At 57.2% G+C, this 1,596-nt stretch carries 1 protein-coding gene; it reads right to left on the minus strand.

Annotated features, from left to right (window positions below; all coding sequences use genetic code 11):
- Positions 1-251 precede the first annotated feature (251 nt).
- Positions 252-1,596, minus strand: a 1,345-nt coding sequence (locus tag EOA28_RS35280; RefSeq protein ID WP_148671087.1) for a class I adenylate-forming enzyme family protein, incomplete at its 5' end; no start/stop codon positions are given.

Below are 1,596 nucleotides of genomic sequence, written 5' to 3' on the forward strand. Positions count from 1 at the left end.
GTGCACGGAAAAAGCGTCCTTTCCGTTCGGAAGAGGCGACTTGGCGTGCTGCGAAAAGAAATCACGAACCAGCTTTTCATGCGTCATTGCAGCCTCACTTAATCGAATGCCGGCGACCAGGGCACGGATAGGTCGTCATGCCGTTGTACAAAATGTATGAAAGATCCACAAACCTTCTCATGTTGCTGAACCCTCGGCGGCGTTTGCTTGCCCATGCGTGCTGGCGCGCGGCCGACGAATGATACGACCGCTCACGAACCAACTCCCGTGTCGCTGCCATTCTGCGGGCTTTCGATGAGCACCTCTCTTAGCGCCGGCTTCCGTATTTTTCCGAGGTTCGTCACCGGAAGCGTATCAACGGCAACGAAACGATCCGGCACGGTGGAAAGCCCCAGAGCCGAAAGGCATCGCTCGCGAAGGCTTGCCTGGACATCCTCCAGCTTGACGCCCGCAACAGGTATGATCGCCGCGACCACCTGCTCGCCGTAGAAATCGTGAGGAATGCCGACGACTGCAGCGTCCTTGACCGCCGGGTGCTGAAGCAGAACCTCTTCGATCTGCCGCGGACTGACATTAAATCCCCCTCGGATGATCAGATCCTTCACGCGGCCCGTAACAAACAGATATCCATCATCATCGAGGTGGCCGAGATCTCCGGTGTCGAACCAGAATCCTGCCGGCGTGAGCTCACCTGTAGCGAAATCAATGTAGCCAGCGGACACGAACGGCGTGTTGATGAAAATGGAACCATCGCTGCCTGTTGCCATCTCCTCTCCCGCTTCATTGCGGATGGTGATGTGGATTTCCGGCAGGCAAGGCCCTACTGACGAGTCCTTTCGACCGGCAGGGCCGTCATTTGCCGCAATCAGCAGCAGTTCCGAAAGCCCATAACTCTCAGTCACTTCGACGCCGTACTTGGCTTCGAACTCGCGTTGCACCCTAGTAGACAACGGCGCCGTAGCGCTAAATATCCGCATAGCCTGCGAACTGCAGAGCTCGACGCCCGCTCTATCGCGATCCACTCGCGTTAAGGCGGCAAGCATGGTCGGCGACATCCAGATGGTATTTCCACCATATGCCTTTACCGGCTCCCAGAAGTGCAGCGCGCTTTGCGGCCTGAACTGCGGTGCAAGAATAATGGATGCTTGTGCGGTGAACGCGCCCAACAGCGTGTTCAGAAATCCGGCCATGTAGGGCATCGGCATGACATGCACAAATCGGGAGTCGCGGCCGATTCCAAACGTGTCATTGAACAAATGAGCGTTGCCAAGCAAGGCGCCGACGCGATGGGCCACTCCTTTCGGCAGGCCCGTCGTTCCGGACGTGAAATGAATAGACCAAAGTCGATCATCTTCGATTGTGGCCAAGTAGCGATCCAGCTCATCTTGCTGTGCAACCGGCAGTGAGATACCTTCCGTCGAGCCGTCGCCACACATCGTCAGTTTCAGTGGGCGACGCGGCGCTGTTTCGGGATCCCGATCGGCATCGGCAGGAGCAAACCCATCGGTCAGGAGTGCCGACAAACGGGATTTCTCCAGCACGAATGCGCGATGGTTTCGATGTAAGGCACTGTTCACCGTTCCAACCGTCAAGCCG

The organism is Mesorhizobium sp. M2A.F.Ca.ET.067.02.1.1 (genome assembly GCF_004023285.1).
Taxonomy (GTDB): Bacteria; Pseudomonadota; Alphaproteobacteria; order Rhizobiales; family Rhizobiaceae; genus Mesorhizobium.